General features: G+C 41.0%; 15 protein-coding genes and 1 riboswitch. Of the genes, 6 read left to right on the top strand and 9 right to left on the bottom strand.

Going from position 1 to position 15,808, the window contains the following annotated elements; genetic code table 11:
* Window positions 1-12: 12 nt before the first annotated feature.
* From CUU64_RS14240 to CUU64_RS14220, 5 genes are all read right to left on the bottom strand, one after another.
* The gene (locus CUU64_RS14240; protein WP_101634271.1) at window positions 13-1,374 is read right to left on the bottom strand and encodes a PFL family protein; all 1,362 of its coding nucleotides are present in this window, start codon (window positions 1,372-1,374) and stop codon (window positions 13-15) included.
* Between the two features lie 16 nt (window positions 1,375-1,390).
* Window positions 1,391-1,669, bottom strand: a complete 279-nt coding sequence (locus CUU64_RS14235; protein ID WP_101634270.1) for an ACT domain-containing protein — start codon at window positions 1,667-1,669, stop codon at window positions 1,391-1,393.
* Between the two features lie 90 nt (window positions 1,670-1,759).
* A riboswitch (glycine riboswitch) is annotated at window positions 1,760-1,835 on the bottom strand.
* Window positions 1,836-2,269: 434 nt separating this feature from the next.
* Complete coding sequence (locus CUU64_RS14230; RefSeq protein WP_101634269.1) at window positions 2,270-2,680, bottom strand: DoxX family protein; 411 nt, start codon at window positions 2,678-2,680, stop codon at window positions 2,270-2,272.
* Window positions 2,681-2,765: 85 nt separating this feature from the next.
* The gene (locus tag CUU64_RS14225; RefSeq protein WP_101634268.1) at window positions 2,766-3,950 is read right to left on the bottom strand and encodes an MFS transporter; all 1,185 of its coding nucleotides are present in this window, start codon (window positions 3,948-3,950) and stop codon (window positions 2,766-2,768) included.
* Between the two features lie 431 nt (window positions 3,951-4,381).
* Complete coding sequence (locus CUU64_RS14220) at window positions 4,382-4,804, bottom strand: MarR family winged helix-turn-helix transcriptional regulator (protein WP_101634267.1); 423 nt, start codon at window positions 4,802-4,804, stop codon at window positions 4,382-4,384.
* Between the two features lie 279 nt (window positions 4,805-5,083).
* Between CUU64_RS14220 and CUU64_RS14215 the strand changes: the two genes are divergently transcribed.
* The gene (locus CUU64_RS14215; protein ID WP_101634266.1) at window positions 5,084-5,377 is read left to right on the top strand and encodes a hypothetical protein; all 294 of its coding nucleotides are present in this window, start codon (window positions 5,084-5,086) and stop codon (window positions 5,375-5,377) included.
* Window positions 5,378-5,720: 343 nt separating this feature from the next.
* On the opposite strand, the gene CUU64_RS14205 is transcribed toward CUU64_RS14215, so the two are convergent.
* The gene (locus CUU64_RS14205) at window positions 5,721-6,116 is read right to left on the bottom strand and encodes a VOC family protein (protein ID WP_101634264.1); all 396 of its coding nucleotides are present in this window, start codon (window positions 6,114-6,116) and stop codon (window positions 5,721-5,723) included.
* Window positions 6,117-6,508: 392 nt separating this feature from the next.
* Between CUU64_RS14205 and CUU64_RS14200 the strand changes: the two genes are divergently transcribed.
* Complete coding sequence (locus CUU64_RS14200) at window positions 6,509-6,862, top strand: hypothetical protein (RefSeq protein WP_101634296.1); 354 nt, start codon at window positions 6,509-6,511, stop codon at window positions 6,860-6,862.
* A 109-nt stretch (window positions 6,863-6,971) separates the two neighbouring features.
* Here CUU64_RS14200 and CUU64_RS14195 read toward each other — a convergent pair whose 3' ends face one another.
* Window positions 6,972-7,787 (bottom strand): uroporphyrinogen-III synthase, encoded by an 816-nt coding sequence (locus CUU64_RS14195; RefSeq protein ID WP_101634295.1) that lies wholly within the window; start codon window positions 7,785-7,787, stop codon window positions 6,972-6,974.
* A gap of 71 nt (window positions 7,788-7,858) precedes the next feature.
* Window positions 7,859-8,560 (bottom strand): fibronectin type III domain-containing protein, encoded by a 702-nt coding sequence (locus CUU64_RS14190; protein ID WP_101634263.1) that lies wholly within the window; start codon window positions 8,558-8,560, stop codon window positions 7,859-7,861.
* A 416-nt stretch (window positions 8,561-8,976) separates the two neighbouring features.
* On the opposite strand from CUU64_RS14190, the gene CUU64_RS14185 reads away from it, so the two are divergent.
* On the top strand, window positions 8,977-9,171 hold the full coding sequence (locus tag CUU64_RS14185; RefSeq protein WP_101634262.1) for an alpha/beta-type small acid-soluble spore protein: 195 nt from the start codon (window positions 8,977-8,979) through the stop codon (window positions 9,169-9,171).
* 134 nt (window positions 9,172-9,305) lie between these two features.
* On the opposite strand, the gene CUU64_RS14180 is transcribed toward CUU64_RS14185, so the two are convergent.
* Window positions 9,306-10,157, bottom strand: coding sequence for a TetR/AcrR family transcriptional regulator (locus tag CUU64_RS14180; RefSeq protein ID WP_101634261.1), 852 nt, complete (start codon window positions 10,155-10,157; stop codon window positions 9,306-9,308).
* A 153-nt stretch (window positions 10,158-10,310) separates the two neighbouring features.
* Between CUU64_RS14180 and CUU64_RS14175 the strand changes: the two genes are divergently transcribed.
* The 3 genes from CUU64_RS14175 to CUU64_RS14165 all read left to right on the top strand — a co-directional run bounded on the left by CUU64_RS14175 (window position 10,311) and on the right by CUU64_RS14165 (window position 15,802).
* Window positions 10,311-13,601 (top strand): efflux RND transporter permease subunit, encoded by a 3,291-nt coding sequence (locus tag CUU64_RS14175; RefSeq protein ID WP_101634260.1) that lies wholly within the window; start codon window positions 10,311-10,313, stop codon window positions 13,599-13,601.
* A gap of 369 nt (window positions 13,602-13,970) precedes the next feature.
* Entirely contained in the window at window positions 13,971-15,299 is a 1,329-nt protein-coding gene (locus CUU64_RS14170; RefSeq protein WP_101634259.1) for a polysaccharide biosynthesis protein, read from the top strand.
* 104 nt (window positions 15,300-15,403) lie between these two features.
* Window positions 15,404-15,802, top strand: a complete 399-nt coding sequence (locus tag CUU64_RS14165; protein WP_101634294.1) for a (deoxy)nucleoside triphosphate pyrophosphohydrolase — start codon at window positions 15,404-15,406, stop codon at window positions 15,800-15,802.
* Window positions 15,803-15,808 lie beyond the last annotated feature (6 nt).

Genomic DNA, 15,808 nt, shown 5'->3' with positions numbered 1-15,808 from the left:
ATAGTTACCCAATCAATTAATCAGTGCCTGAAGTGGCGCTGGGATACGCCCGCCGCGCCGGATTAACTTTTCGGAACTATATGGATTGACTCCCATCACAGGCGCACGGCCGAGCAATCCTCCAAACTCTACCATATCCCCTTCTGATTTCCCAGGTACGGGGATAACCCTGACTGCTGTCGTTTTCTTATTAATCATACCGATTGCTGCTTCATCAGCTATCAGTGCTGACAAGGTTGCTGCCGACACATCACCGGTCAAGGCAATCATATCAAGGCCGACCGAACAAACACATGTCATTGCTTCCAACTTCGGAAGAGTCAGAGCATTATCCACAATTCCTTGAATCATTCCATTGTCCTCACTGACTGGAATAAACGCACCGCTAAGGCCTCCCACATACGAGCTTGCCATGGCGCCTCCTTTTTTCACTGCATCGTTCATAAGCGCCAGCGCAGCAATCGTTCCATGAGTGCCCACACGTTCAAGCCCAATTTCTTCCAGAATTTCCGCAACGCTATCATTCATTGCATTCGTCGGTGCCAGCGATAAATCCATGATTCCAAACGGAACGCCCAACCGTTCTGCGACAACACGCCCAATTAACTCCCCGGCTCGGGTGATTTTAAAGGCGGTTTTTTTGATAACGTCTGAGACTTCACCTAAATCTGCATCTGGATGGCGTTTTAGTGCATTTAGCACAACCCCGGGGCCGCTCACCCCCACATTCAGGACAACTTCTCCTTCACCGGCTCCATGGAAAGCTCCCGCCATAAACGGATTGTCTTCCACCGGATTGCAAAATACAACCAGTTTGGCGCAGGCCATTCCATCCTGGTCTTTTGTCCGTTCAGCAGCCTCTTTAATAATCTGGCCCATCTGGCGAACTGCATCCATATTGATTCCTGTTCTAGTTGTAGCTACCGAAACCGAAGAACAAACTCTCTCTGTTACGCTTAAAGCCTCCGGAAGGGCGTCAAGCAACGTCTGGTCACCCTTTGTGATTCCTTTATGTACAAGCGCAGAATATCCGCCGATAAAATCGACACCAAGTTCAACCGCAGCCTTGTCCAGAGTTTTAGCCAATTCAATTGCCTGTTCCTTCGTAGCATTGCCTAAGATTTCGGCAATAGGTGTAATGGATATTCTCTTATTGATGATGGGAATTCCATATTCTTTTTCCACATCTTCAGCGACTGCCTTTAAATTTGCCGCATAGCTGACAATTTTCTCGTATACTTTCTTGTTCATAACCTCAAAATCGGAATCGGAACAATCGTGAAGACTGATTCCCATCGTAACGGTGCGGATATCCAGATTTTCCATCTGAATCATCCGGATCGTTTCCATCATTTCATCAAGTGCAATTGTCATCCATTTCCCCTCCTAGTCACACACGGTGCATTGCTTGAAATATTTCTTCCAGCTGGATGTTTATTTTCAATGAAAGCTCGTCCCCTACATTATTAAGCAAATCTTGAAGACGATCCAGATTTTCATTTCCTGTAACATCGACGATCATCATCATCGTAAAAAAGTCTTGTAATATCGTCTGGCTAATATCGAGAATATTGACGTCATTCTCTGATAAAACCGTTGTCACTTTCGCAATAATGCCTACCTTGTCCTGCCCGACCACACTTACTACTGCACGTCTCATCCTGTCCATCTCCTTGAAGAAGTTTTTTACATTATAATAAAAAAAGATTGGATAAACTCCAATCTCAACAGTCAGCAGAATAACCTAAGATACGCCATAAGTTACTCTTCTGTCCTTTTGCCTGAGATCGTGAATCCTTCGGCGCCGCATATGCGGTCTCTCCAGAAGCTGCTCCCGTTATAGTGTTACCCACAACGATCATCGCTTGCTATTTAAAAATAATAAAACGATTATAACAAGCTCGAAAAATAAGGTCAATAGAATCTTTTTGCAATTTAAAAAATTATGTCATATAAATATATTTAGAATTAATTGGCGGTTAACCATTTCAGCTCAATAAAAAAAGGATAAATACTTATGAAAACATGATCGTTGTTGTCCAACGCCCCATCCGCTTTCCACTAATATCTTTTATTTATCTAGACGCATCATTATTGAATTTATGCCACTTAATTTTCTTTTTTTAGAAAATTCTCCGCGAAGTGATGGAAACCAGGGACATAAGTTCTTCCAATAAAAAACGGCCCTTCTAGAATAAAGGCCGTTAACTTTCAATCACATAGAAAATGCCGGCATAAACATGCGAGCATAGTCTGATTTGCATTTATTTTACCAGAAATACAAGTTCCATGCGTCATCCAGAGATATTTCACCTGGACCTGTTAACATGATTCCTAAAGCAATTGCGATAAGGACGACGTTATATTCAATGCCGCCTTTATCTGAAAACAAGCCATTTTTCCCATGAACAGTTTTAATCGCCACGATCATAGGGACTATGATTAACAGTGCTGCCAAAGGAGTGAGAAATCCAAGCAAAAATAAGATGCCTCCCACAAATTCTCCCAAACCGGCTAATAGCGCCATCGGTTTACCTGGCTTTATCCCGATTTGTTCAAAGAAGCCTGCTGTTCCTTCAGGCCCTCCGCCCCCAAACCAACCAAACGCTTTTTGCGCACCATGTGCAGCATAGTATAGCCCAACAATAACTCTTATAATTAAAAGGCCGAAATCTTCCACAACTATCACTCCTAAATAAAGATACATATACTGATTCTTAAATTATTCCCTAAATCCTCATACTTTATTTAGCAGCCTACCCACGTTACTTTCCGTTGTCAGGAAGTTGCTTCCTCACTCTTCTGCCTTGAAGCAAATAATATAGCCCAATTGAAAAGAAGACAATCAGGGAACTCACCATATAGACAGAGCCATACCCAATATAAGCAGCTAATATTCCCAGCAAGAATGAACCGGCTGCAACGCCTAGATCAAATAATACGAAATATGTCGCCATTGCGAGCCCCCTTCTTTTTGGAGCGGCAGATTGGATCGCAATCGATTGGAATGAAGACATTAAAGTTCCAAACCCCACGCCGATAATTCCTCCAGCCACTAATAGCATGAAACTGGTCGAAGCTTGGCTCAGCAACAAAATCCCGACACCGAATAGAAAAATGGATGGATAGACAACTACATTTGCCCCATACTGGTCATACCATTTCCCGGTAAAAGGACGGGAGAGGAGAAGGCATATTGCATACACAACAAAGAAGAAACTGGCTGTCTCAGCTAAGCCCAGTTCTCTTGAATAAATAGAGATAAACGACAGAACAGCCGAATAAACAATCGATAGCGTAAAACCTATGAGTGCAATTGGCATAGCAGTCTTTTCAAATAAATCTGCCAATCGGAAACCCGCTGTTACCTTTTGTGCCTTTTTCTCTTCCGTAAGCGAAAGTGTAATGGAGCATACCAAAGCCAGGACAGCAAATAGGATAGCCAAACTAAACAATAAAGTATAATTTCCACCATGAACAACGGAAAGGCCTAAAAAAGGGCCAATAACCATTGCGATATTCATGAATGTCGAATAATAGCCCATACCCTCGCCCCGGCGTTGGTCAGGTATAACGTTGGCGATTATCCCACCAGTCGCGGTCGTCGCCACCCCAAACCCAATGCCATGGAAAAAACGCAGCAATAAAAGCAATAAAACGGACTTAGTAGCTATATACAACACGGATCCGGCCAAAAAAATCGAAGCCCCGATCAATAAAACTCTTTTCTGGCCTACCGATTCAAGCCACTGACCTGCAAACGGACGAAAAATGATTGCGGAAAGAACAAAAATTGCCGTGTTCAATCCAATAACATTTCCACTCCCGTTAAGCTCATCCGAAATATAAATAGGAAGGGTTACCATTAGCATATAAAACACAAGGAAAATAAAAAAACTTGCAAACGAAACGCTTAAGAAATTCTTCGTCCATAATTTCGGTTTTTCCATATTGATCTCTTCTTTCTTTTTACCAGATTAAAATCACAACTTAACTATTTTACCATAACTTAAATAATTCCCCATTTCCGAAGCAAAATAGCAAAGCGTTTTCCCGATATCAAGGAAAAAGTCTTAGTATATTTAAAACTTAGCAAAAAGACTCGTTTTTTGGGGTGACTTCATTCCTAAAATGGACAAAAGAATATCTAAAACGAATATCTTTACTTCACAATGTTGCTACAGCAACTAATTGGCGTTATTCATCCTTTCAACTCCCTTTCTTTTCGTTAATAAAATGTCATTACTCTGCATTTCTCCACCAAGCAGCTCTATTTCTAATTGCTTGATGCCGTTTTATCTTACTCCCGCAAAAGGATAGTTTCAAGCAAATTGCTTAACTTTTCGTTGCTTTGGCCAGAATGTTACTCTTGCAGTTATGTTTATTTCGCATTCTGGCGCATTTTCCCAAGAATCTCTCTTACGGTCTTCAATTCTTCCTCTGTAATCCCATTGCAAACAGTCCGATTAAATTCTTCCGTTATGGGTATTACCTTTTTGCCCAGTTCATGCCCTTCATCTGTTAGGAAGACCGTTAATGAACGACGATCGGTTTGGCTAATGTCCCTTCTGATAAATCCTTTCTTTTCCAAATTGAATACCATCCTCGCAATATTCGTCTTATCCTTGCTCAGCTTTTCCGCAATTTCATTTTGGCTTAGCCCATCTTGTTCCCATAAGAGAAGCATAATCAAATTTTGTTCAGGAGCAAGGTTAAGCGGGGCCAATTTACTCTTAATAAGGCCTGTGAGGGATAAATCCGTTTGGTGGATAAGGATACTTATATAGTCATTAAATTTCACCATATTTCACCTGCGGCTTCCTTCTACTGGTTGACTTTCATTTAATTAAACCATTTTTTCAATAATTATGGGTGGACTATTCTCATTTTTACTGTGCTGTTATTCCCTTTCGTATACTTTTAGAATTTGAAGCACAGCTAATTCTACACTTAGGGTTTAACAATTTCAAAATTTGAATTCGTTAGTTTTATACATGAATCCATTCAACTCTCTTCCAAAAACAATAACTGTCACTTTTTCATTCTAGGCGAATATCATATCTTTGAAAAAGGAGGTATGTATATGGTTTATAACAATGTCAATGGTTTTCCCTTAGATCCTCGGGGAGGAATAAGTACCAATTACAATTACAACCAGGTAAATAGTGCTTCCCTGGCTCCCCAAGAGATGAATAGACAGCAACAGATGAATCAAGATGATGACGAATTAAGAAGAAGATGCCAAAGATATATGAATTATTCCGTTACAGCCCATATGCAGGATGGTTCAAGAGTTGAAGGAATATTGGATAATATGGACCACACGGGTGTAACTATGTTAGTACCTGAAGATGAGATGGCGAACAGGACGACATGAGGGAATTTGGTGGACATGGCGGGTATGGTGGATATCATGGATTTGATGGATATGGCTGATATCCTAGAGGCTACAGACGCAGATTTAGACGCTTTCGGCGCCGTCGTTATCCTTACTATGCCTTTGTGTTTCCTTTTGTTGTCCCCTACCCATATGGTTACTAAAACTTCCCCATATAATTCGAAAAAGCGGACATTGTCAGCTTTTTTTAGGTAAAGAAACGGCTTGCAGGTATGTAAATTGGTGTAGTCTCACTGTCTACCTAATTTTGTGAGGATCCGCCGCAACGATGAATACTTTATATCTCTAGTGGGAACATGCCGTCCAACACTAATAGCCACTCCTATAATCCATTATGCTGAAGTAAATCAAATCGATTCCCGTACAAATCCTCAAAAACGACCTCAATCCCCCATGGAACTTCCTTAGGTTCCCCGTAAAATTTGACACCCTTTGATTTCATCTTCTCGAAATCTCCATGACAATCATTTGTTTCAATTACGAGGAAGACATGGTCGGCTGCCTGGCTGCCCACGCGCTCGTCCTTTTTATCTGTATCCGCTAGGACGAATACAATAGCTGTGGCACTTTCTTTCGAAGGTGAAACTGTTACCCATCTCCTACCATTTCCAAAATCATTGTTAGAAGACAGCACAAATCCCAGTTTGTCTGTATAGTATTCTATAGCTTCATCATAGTCCCTAACCAAGACCGTAACATGTCCAATTTTTTTGGTCATAAAGCACTCCTTCTTTTAGAGCCTATATTTACAATAAGATTAGTTTTTTCTTTATTTTTAACCCCAATATCTTACACAGAATAATCGCTCAAACTCTTTTCAATATGGGTTTCATAGGCTTTTGCCGTGGCACTTACCCTTTGCCCACATACCTTATAAGGGATTTATCCCTACTTTAACGTGAAAGAGGAGAGTTGACCCTTATGAATCCTTATCTGTTTCACCCTGGATTTCCACCACATCAAAATGGCCAGTTTATTCCGGAGGATGATTTCACTCCTATTGTCCCTGAAGATCCTTACAGACAGGTACAACAACAATTTAATCCGTATTTACCTTTAGAACATCAATATATCCCTTATATTCAAAATCAGGAACAATTTAATCCGTATATGGAATTTGAACATGAAGCTGTACCGTATACACAACAGCAGGAATACTTTCATCCGTATGAATCATTTCAGGATGATTTCGACCCCGACAGAGAACAGTCACAGTTCCAGGGCATAAACAGGCGGTTGGACGCCCTTGAAAGGCAAAATGAACGGCAAACAAGAGAATTGACCAGAATAAGCCAGGAAATTACCAGAATCAATAGAGAAATTAAACGGATTAACCAGGAACACGACAGGTTCAATCAAAATGATGAACGTCATACCCGCCGCCTTCAAAGATTGAACCAAAGGCTTCGGGCCGTGGAAAGCAGACTTAATATACCGTTTTCACAGGCGGATGGTGAATTCTAAGCATTTCATAAAATAGAGAAGCAGGTAGTCAATTTGATCCCTGCTTCTGATCTTTTGGTTTTCTTAAGCTTTTAAGTTAGCAAACAAGAGTATCAAAACAGAAGGTTTTTTACACCTCTTGCTGCCCCTGGTAATATTGCCCTAATGCTACAATGGCACTTCCCATCCGTTCGTTTTCAGGGACGATGATCCGCTCAATCCCTTCTTCCCTTAATGCCTGGGCCGTCACCTTACCTACTGCTACTGCGACAACATTAGTAGCGAATGTATGAAGAATTTGTTCTTCAACATTCTTTTCCCGCGCGAAGCTCATTAAGAAACGGGCCTGCGGCGTGCTAGTAAAATTGACCGCATCAATATCTCCGTTCAACAATTCCGAAAGTAATTGCTCCATTACCTCTGTTTGTGGCGGAACGTGTTTATAAGGAAGGATTTCTCTATAATCACAGCCTTGTTCATCTAGGAATCCTATAAGCCTTGGAGCTGGGTCTCCATGCAATTGAAGGGCTACTTTCTTCCCTTTCACATCATGTGCAGAAAGCTCCCTTACCAATCCGGCAGTGCTTCCATCATCATCCCGGACAAGCGGTGTAATACCGAGCTTTTTCAGGACATTCACCGTCTTATAACCCCTGGCAGCTACTTTAGCATTACGTAAAGCTTCTACAAATTCGCGGTCAAGCCCCATCTTTCCAGCGATGGTATGAAGGGTATCCGTGCCTACACCTGTCGTAAAAATGAACCAGTCGAAATTGCCCCCAACTAATTCTTTGATGTCTGATTCAATATTAGTTTCATCGAGAAATACAGTACCCTGTGCAGGTCGGACAAGCGGGATGCCCCCCAAATTTTCAACCAGCTTGCTTAATTCTTCATTTTTGCGCTGTCCCGCCAGTGCGATTTTTTTCCCTTCTAATTTTCCCAAATGCATTCCCCGTCCCTTCAATAGCGTATTTACACTTATTGTACCATCTATCCAAGGTGGAATGCCTGTTATCAAAGGATTTTCGTTTTAGTTTTTGCCGCGGCCTTTAAAGGGGTACTGCTATTTCCAAATGAATCAATGGCGTATACTTCAATCGTATAGCTTGTACCAGACTGTAATCCTTTGATTGGAAATACTAATTCATCCGGAACTGGATCATTGTAGAATTCGGAAAAAGCTGCAATTTCCTTTACTACTTGACCCGATTTGTTCTTTGCGACAATTTTATAAGAATGCACCAGCAGATTATCCTCCGCCTGTGGAACTAAAATATTCATTTCGGTATCTGTAGAATCCAGCACCACTAAGTTAGATTTATTAGGAAAATGAGGTTTTCTTTCATCTCTTCTTTCAGTATACTGAAAAGATCCTTTATCTGAAGGGTGGTCAATCGTCCATGGCTGTCCTACTGGATTATTTTCACGAAAATCGCGACGGTGGATGACAACCTTTTCACCATGCACTTCAACAATCAGGCCCTGGCTAAAGGTTTCAGCGCCAGGAGGCATTTCACCCTGTATGTATCCGGCTTCGACCCACATATCTTTTAAAGATGCCGTTTCAACTGAAGTAAAATCCTTTTGATGGATAGCCCTAGGCTCATCTAATGGATAATGGGTGTGGCCTGAAAAACTGATAATCTGCGGATACTTTTTAAATGTGTTATACAGTAGATCCCTGTTTTCTTCAAAGCCCCATTCACTTCCGTACATGGTGTTTTTCATAGGCTGATGATGAAAAACAAAGATTGGCTTTTTAGGATGATCATTGTTTACCTGTTGTAATGGGCTTTTTAAAATACTTGTTAAGATTTGTAAAGCAGTTAACTTTAATTTAGGTATTTCAAATTAGGTCTAGAGACGGTTTTGAAGAAGTAAAACAACCATTTAAAATATTCTGTTTATTTGCCCATAGATTTGCACATGCATGAAAGACCTTTTTCCTAATTTTCTTCATGATTCCTTTAACAAAATTAACAATCTTCTACAATAGGAAAATTTTATGCTGAAAAATGGAATATACTGTCGGTATGTAGGATACACAGAAAAGGAATCGTGGATAGCTAAAATGGTTACCTTAAAAAGGGGCATTCTCATTGCCTCAATTACTTCGTCGGGAGTGATGTATCATGTCAAGAAACAAACTTTTGGTACCAGGCGCAGGAAATGCACTTGATCAGATGAAGCAAGAAATCGCCAATGAGTTTGGAGTTCAACTTGGTGCAGAAACAACCGCACGAGCAAACGGTTCTGTCGGGGGAGAAATGACCAAGCGAATGGTTGCTCTGGCAGAATCACAGCTTAGAAATCAACAAGGTATATAATGTTGTTTTTCAAAGCAAAAGAGACCCATTTTGGGTCTCTTGTTTGTTTTTGCAGGATTTTACTGGATATAACACTACCTGAACACCAAATCATGACCACTCGGTCAGACATCATGGAGCAGTGTTTGTATCTTTTATTCCAAATTAAATACCTCATGGAGTTGGGTTTGCAGCCCTTTCAGCTTATTCTGCTTTTTTAAATTGGCAAGCATGCCCTCAATGACAGGAAGCCTTGGTTGTTCCTTCTTTATTTCTTCTTCCAATACCTCTATTGTTATTAATAGGTCTGGGGAATCCGGATATTTCCCCTTAGCTTCTTGTATGGCGGCTAACAATTCCTCTTTACCAATTTTCGCTTTATGAAAAGGAATGTCCATATCCATCACAATATCCTCAGTCACAAGAGAATGGTGTTTTGATCTTATCAGTCCCTCTGCAAGATCGTCTGTCCGGCTTAAGATGTATTTTCCCAAGTCATACAAATCTATTTGAATCTTATCAAAAATAAGCAGTTCCAAAAATGGGTTCATGATTCCCTGGACAAGTAGAGTGAGCTCCCATTCATACGGATCAATTCTATCGCCATAGACAGAGCTCAAGCTTTCCTTATGGGTTTTAGAAATGACATTTCTCATCCTGTTAAGCATTTGACCTATTGATTCATTAAAGATTCTTTCCCGAGCCTGCATGATCAGGAATTCCTTTTGCTCTAAAATAAATCTATACTGGGCTTCCATTTGCTTGATAAAAATCTCCCTAGGCGGAAGATCTTGTCCCTTTAAATCATTGAATTCCTTTACAAACCTGTCATAGTAGTACTGGAAAATGGCAAGCAGCAATGCTTGTTTCGATTTGTAATAAAGATAAAAGGCGCCCTTTGAAATACCTGCTTCATTCACAATCTCCTGAACAGATGTTGCGTCATATCCCTTTTTTCCAAAAAGCTTAATTGCTGCTTCCATAATGACTTTTTCTTTTTCTTTCAAATCGTTCACCTCCAAAGCAAATTGCTTACTGATTAATTGGTAGTAAAATGTATTTTCATTAGTTATTAATTGACTTTGACTACTCGGTCAGATATATTATTAACTATCATGACCGATCGGTCAATAAATACAAAAATTTACTGGAGGGTAAAGATGGATAAAATCATCAATTTCACCTTGAAGAATAAGCTTGCTGTTTGGCTTATTACCATCATCGTGGTAGTAGCGGGATTATATTCGGGTTTACGAATGAAACTTGAAAGTATACCTGATATTAACATTCCAATGCTTAACATTACAACCGTTTACCCAGGAGCTACACCAGATGAGGTGAACGAAAAGGTATCACAGCCTATTGAACAGGCGGTTTCAAATTTAAACCTTGTCAAGGTCGTGAGTTCCACTTCTTATCAAAATGCATCTTCCGTCCAGATTGAATTTGAATACGAAGTTGATATGGATGAAGCAAAGAATGAAGTGGAGGAGGCCCTTTCAGACCTGGATTTACCTGAAGGAGTTCAGAATTCAGACATTCAAAAAATCAATATTAATGCCTTTCCCATTTTAGCTCTGAGTGTAGCAAATGAAAAAGAGTCACTCGCAGCGCTCACAAACACTGTTGAAGATGAAATCGCACCCGCTTTAGAAGGGATCGAGGGAGTCTCAAACGTTCAAATTTCTGGACAGCAACTCGAAGAAGTTCAATTGACCTTCAACGAGAAAAAAATGCAGGAGCTTGGACTTAACGAAGAGAGCGTAAAAGGAATCATTCAAGGTTCAGATGTAACTGTTCCTCTTGGTTTATTCACTTTTAAAGATACTGAAAAATCCGTTCAAATCGATGGCAATGTGACAACGATCGAAGACCTAAAAAACCTGGAAATTCCATTAATTCCTTCTACAGGAGCCGCTAATGCACAATCGCCTGCCGGTGGAGCCACGAGTCAGGCACCTGCTGGAACTCCTGGTATGCATTCTGCAGCGCAATCCGGGCAAACTCCAACTGCTGGTCAGGGTCAGGCACCTGACCAGCAGTCACAAGGGCAAGCATCTGCCAACGCACAATCGGAGCAAACGCCAGCCACTGGTCAGGACCAGGTACCTGCTGGAACACCTGCACAAGGGCAAGCGCCTGCCAATGTTCAATTGCCAACTATTAAATTAAGTGAAATTGCCAGCATTAAAGAAGTTGGCAAAACAGAATCGGTTTCTAGAACTAACGGGAAAGAATCCATCGGACTTTCTATTGTAAAGGCTTCTGATGCTAATACAGTTGATGTGGCTGAACGAGTAAACGAAGCAGTTCAAGAGTTTGAAAAGGATATTGATGGGTTGGAAGTTGTGACTTCCTTCGACCAGGCGACACCAATAAAAGAGTCAGTTAACACCATGCTTAGCAAAGCTATAATTGGTGCAGTTTTCGCCATGATCATTATCCTGTTATTCTTAAGGGATATTAAATCTACTATTATTTCTGTTATATCCATTCCGCTATCTTTGTTAATCGCGATTCTTCTCTTGAACCAAATGGATATTACCTTAAACATGATGACGCTAGGAGCTATGACTGTCGCTATCGGACGTGTTATAGACGACTCGATCGTTGTTATCGAAAATATTTACAGGCGGATGTCATTGAAGGACGAACCATTAAAAGGCGGAGATTTAATCCGTGAGGCTACGAAGGAAATGTTTATTCCCATCCTTTCTTCTACCGTTGTTACGGTTGCTGTGTTCTTGCCTCTTGGCCTTGTCGGTGGTATGGTCGGTGAGTTATTCATGCCTTTCGCACTGACGATTGTTTTCGCTTTGGCTGCATCACTATTTGTGGCTATCACAATTGTTCCAATGCTGGCACACTCCATGTTTAAAAAAGGTATGAAAGCAAAAACCCATGAAAAAGGACCCGGAAGACTGGCACTTGGCTATAAACGTGTTCTAAACTGGACGCTAAATCATAAAATCATTACTTCTGGTATCGCGGTACTAATGCTAGTTGGAAGCTTAGCACTCATCCCGGCCATTGGGGTAAGTTTCCTTCCTGAAGAAGAACAGAAGATGATGATCACGACGTTTAATCCTAATCCAGGCGTGACCGATGAACAGGCTGAAGATGTGGTATCAAGCGCAGAAAAATTCTATCTAGACCGTGAAAATGTAAAAACTGTCCAGCTTTCACTCGGAGCAGAAAACCCTATGATGCCAGGTGATACGAACAGTGCCATGTTCTTTGTAGAATATGACAGCGATACTGAAAACTTTGAAAAAGAAAAAGAAGATGTTATTAAAGAACTGCAAGCCTTCACTGATATAGGTGAATGGAGGTCCCAAGACTTTAGCCAAAGCGGAGCCAGCAATCAAATTCAAGTGCAGGTTTTCGGTGAAAACATGAAGGATATTGAACCGGTGGCTAAGGAACTGGAGGATATTTTAAAAGACAATAAAAACCTGACTAAGGTTGATTCCAGCATTGCAGAGAGCTACGATGAATACAAATTTGTTGCCGACCAGAAAAAACTTAGCGAGCTCGGTTTGACAGCAGGCCAAGTGGCAATGGCCCTTGCACCTGAGCGAGAACGACCTGTTCTAACACCAGTTGAAAAAGACGGAGAAGACTTGAATGTATATGTTCAAGTCGAAACAGAATCAATTGACTCTGTAGATGATTTAACAAATAAAACTGTGCAGTCACCTCTTGGAAATTCCATCAAAATTGAGGATGTTGTAGACGTCCAGGAAGGTACAACGTCTGATACTGTTACTAGACGTGACGGGAAAATATATGTTTCTGTAAGCGGCGAGCTAACGACGGATGATGTAGCAAAAGTTTCTGCTGATTTGCAAGAAAAGATCGATAAACTGGATCCTCCATCTGGTGTTGACGTCAGCATGGGCGGTGTCACAGAAGACATTCAGGAGTCCTTTACACAGCTTGGCCTTGCCATGTTAGCAGCTATTGCCATTGTGTATCTCGTACTCGTCATAACTTTTGCAGGGGGACTTGCTCCATTTGCGATATTATTCTCCCTTCCGTTTACAGTAATCGGGGCACTGTTAGGATTATTGATTGCCGGCGAGACATTAAGCTTATCCGCAATGATCGGAGCATTGATGCTAATCGGAATTGTAGTGACAAACGCCATCGTGTTGATTGACCGTGTTATTCATAAAGAAAATGAAGGCATGACTACACGCGAAGCCTTGCTTGACGCTGGTGTCACCCGCCTTCGTCCAATCCTTATGACAGCAATCGCAACGATTGGAGCCCTCATTCCATTAGCTTTAGGCCTGGAAGGAAGCGGGATCATCTCTAAAGGGCTTGGCGTTACAGTTATCGGAGGATTAACGAGCTCTACCCTTCTAACCTTGGTAATTGTACCGATTGTATATGAAGCTATCAGTAAACTAAGAAGAAAATCAAGAAAACAACCGAAGGAAGCGTAACAACAAAACCTGAAGAGCAGGACAGAAACAGTTGTCCCCTCTTCGGGGTTTTTTGTTTATAAAACACTTTCTTATTTCTGCTCGTCGGGAACATTCGGGTATTCGATAAAATGTATACAATACAAAATGCTGAATAAACAACTTGTAGCTCGTTAATCTTCTCAGTAAAATGGATTCTCGAAACCGGCTTCCGAAGCTTACATAACCTGGGAAATAAAGTTCCGAATGGTTCGGAAGGAGGTTTCGAAACTTTATTAAATACTGGGGTCTGTCCCCCAGCGCGGTAATGCTGTAAAGCAATGGGGGTCTGTCCCCAGAATAATGTTAGGACTTGTCTCATATCTTTTGTATAGAAGGGAGTGAGACAAGATTAATTCTTTTTTCAAGGGAACTGCTTTGCTGGTGGTCGTGGCTTTTTTTAGTGAGTGTGTAGAGTTATTTGTGAATATGATCCTTGCTAGAGAGCTGGGGGAAGAAGGCATGGGGCATTACATGTCGATTTTGCCAATTATCTTCCTGGTCTTTATAATTGCAAGCCTTGAGCTGCCTATATCAATTTCCAAGTTCGTGGCTGAGAATAAACGAGACCTCCATTATCATTTGCTAAAGCATGCCTTAAGATTGGCCACATCCGTAATGCTTATCATATTTATACCCACTTTCATTGTACTGTCTTTTCCTGCCGTTCTCAGCGGATTCCACCCTTACGTTAAGTGGCTAATGCTTGCAATCATACCAATCTCCGCCTTTTCATCCATTGCCAAAGGATATTTTATGGGCGTGCAACAGATGGGAAAAATTGCAGTTTCTAATTTTCTTAGAAAGATCATTCAATTTGGCATGCTTTTAGGAGTTTTTCATTATTTTCATTATGACCGGGACACTTCCTTACTCATTGCACTTAGTGCACTAACAGCAAGTGAATTTATTGTATTTGTCTATTTAGTCAGCCTGTTTATTCTTCAAATGCAAACTATGAAAAGAAATTCGAACGCCATGATGACACGGCAATATGCACACGAAAAGCTGCTTGCGGTGTCACTGCCGACCACAGGTCTTCGCATTTTCAATGCGATCACAAATGCCATTCAGCCATTTTTAATTCAGTCCGCCCTGATTACAGCAGGGTTTGGATCTGTTAGAGCGACCGAGCATTTTGGGATGTTAACAGGCGTTGCTATGTCTATTGGCTTTTTTCCAGCCTTTATCGCCCATTCACTGATGGTCATGTTAATCCCGAACGTTTCAGATGCCTATGCAAATAAAAATTACGAAAGACTTAGACACCTTTTGCAGCAATCAATGTCGTTTACAATGATTTACGGAATTCCATCTGTTTTGGCCATTTACATTTTTGCAGAACCCTTAACCTCCACCTTCTTCCATTCAACGGCTGCTGCATTTTATTTAAAGCTTTTATGGCCATACTTCCTGTTCCATTTCTTTGTAATTCCGATGCAAGCCTATCTAATTGGCTTAGGATTAGTGAAGGACACTTTTATTCATTCTGTGTGGGCCCATATTGTCTCGTTTGCGATGATGTACATCCTCGGCTCCCAGTCACATTTAAATATGGCGGGCGTCATAATAGGGATGAACATGGGAATTGTCCTACTAACGCTCATGCATTATTTCACAATATGTAAAAAAGTCGGAATAAATGTCTGGCTGACAAAACCAAGGCATAATGTTTATTAACACTCAGGGTGAAACATTACACGCCTCTCCAAGCGGAGTAGCCCCTTGCTTCTCCCCTTTTCGACCTATATGATAGGAGGTATCTAATCTGTAGGGTGATTCATTTGAAAAAGGCCATAAAAGTGGTAGCAGCTGTCATTGAAAATGAGCAAGATGAAATATTATGTGCGTTAAGGTCTCCTAACATGACGATGCCAAATATGTGGGAATTTCCTGGGGGCAAAGTGGAAAAAGATGAGGATATCTACGCGGCATTACAAAGGGAAATAGAGGAAGAATTAGGTTGCAAGATAGAAACGTTTAAAATACTGAATGAACATACCCATGAATATGAAACATTTATTATTAACTTACTGGCAATCAAATGCAAAATTGTCGCTGGAAAACCAACAGCAATAGAGCATTCCAAACTTATCTGGCTTAAGAGGCAAAATCTAAGCTCATTAAGATGGGCTCCTGCTGATAAACCGGCTGTTGAAAAGTTGATGGATGAAACTAAGTAACTGGCA

Origin of the sequence: Bacillus sp. V5-8f (genome assembly GCF_002863565.1) — a bacterium.
GTDB lineage: Bacteria > Bacillota > Bacilli > Bacillales > DSM-1321 > Peribacillus.
The sequence above is the reverse complement of the archived record's forward strand: the minus strand, read 5'-3'. Positions and strand labels throughout refer to the sequence as shown.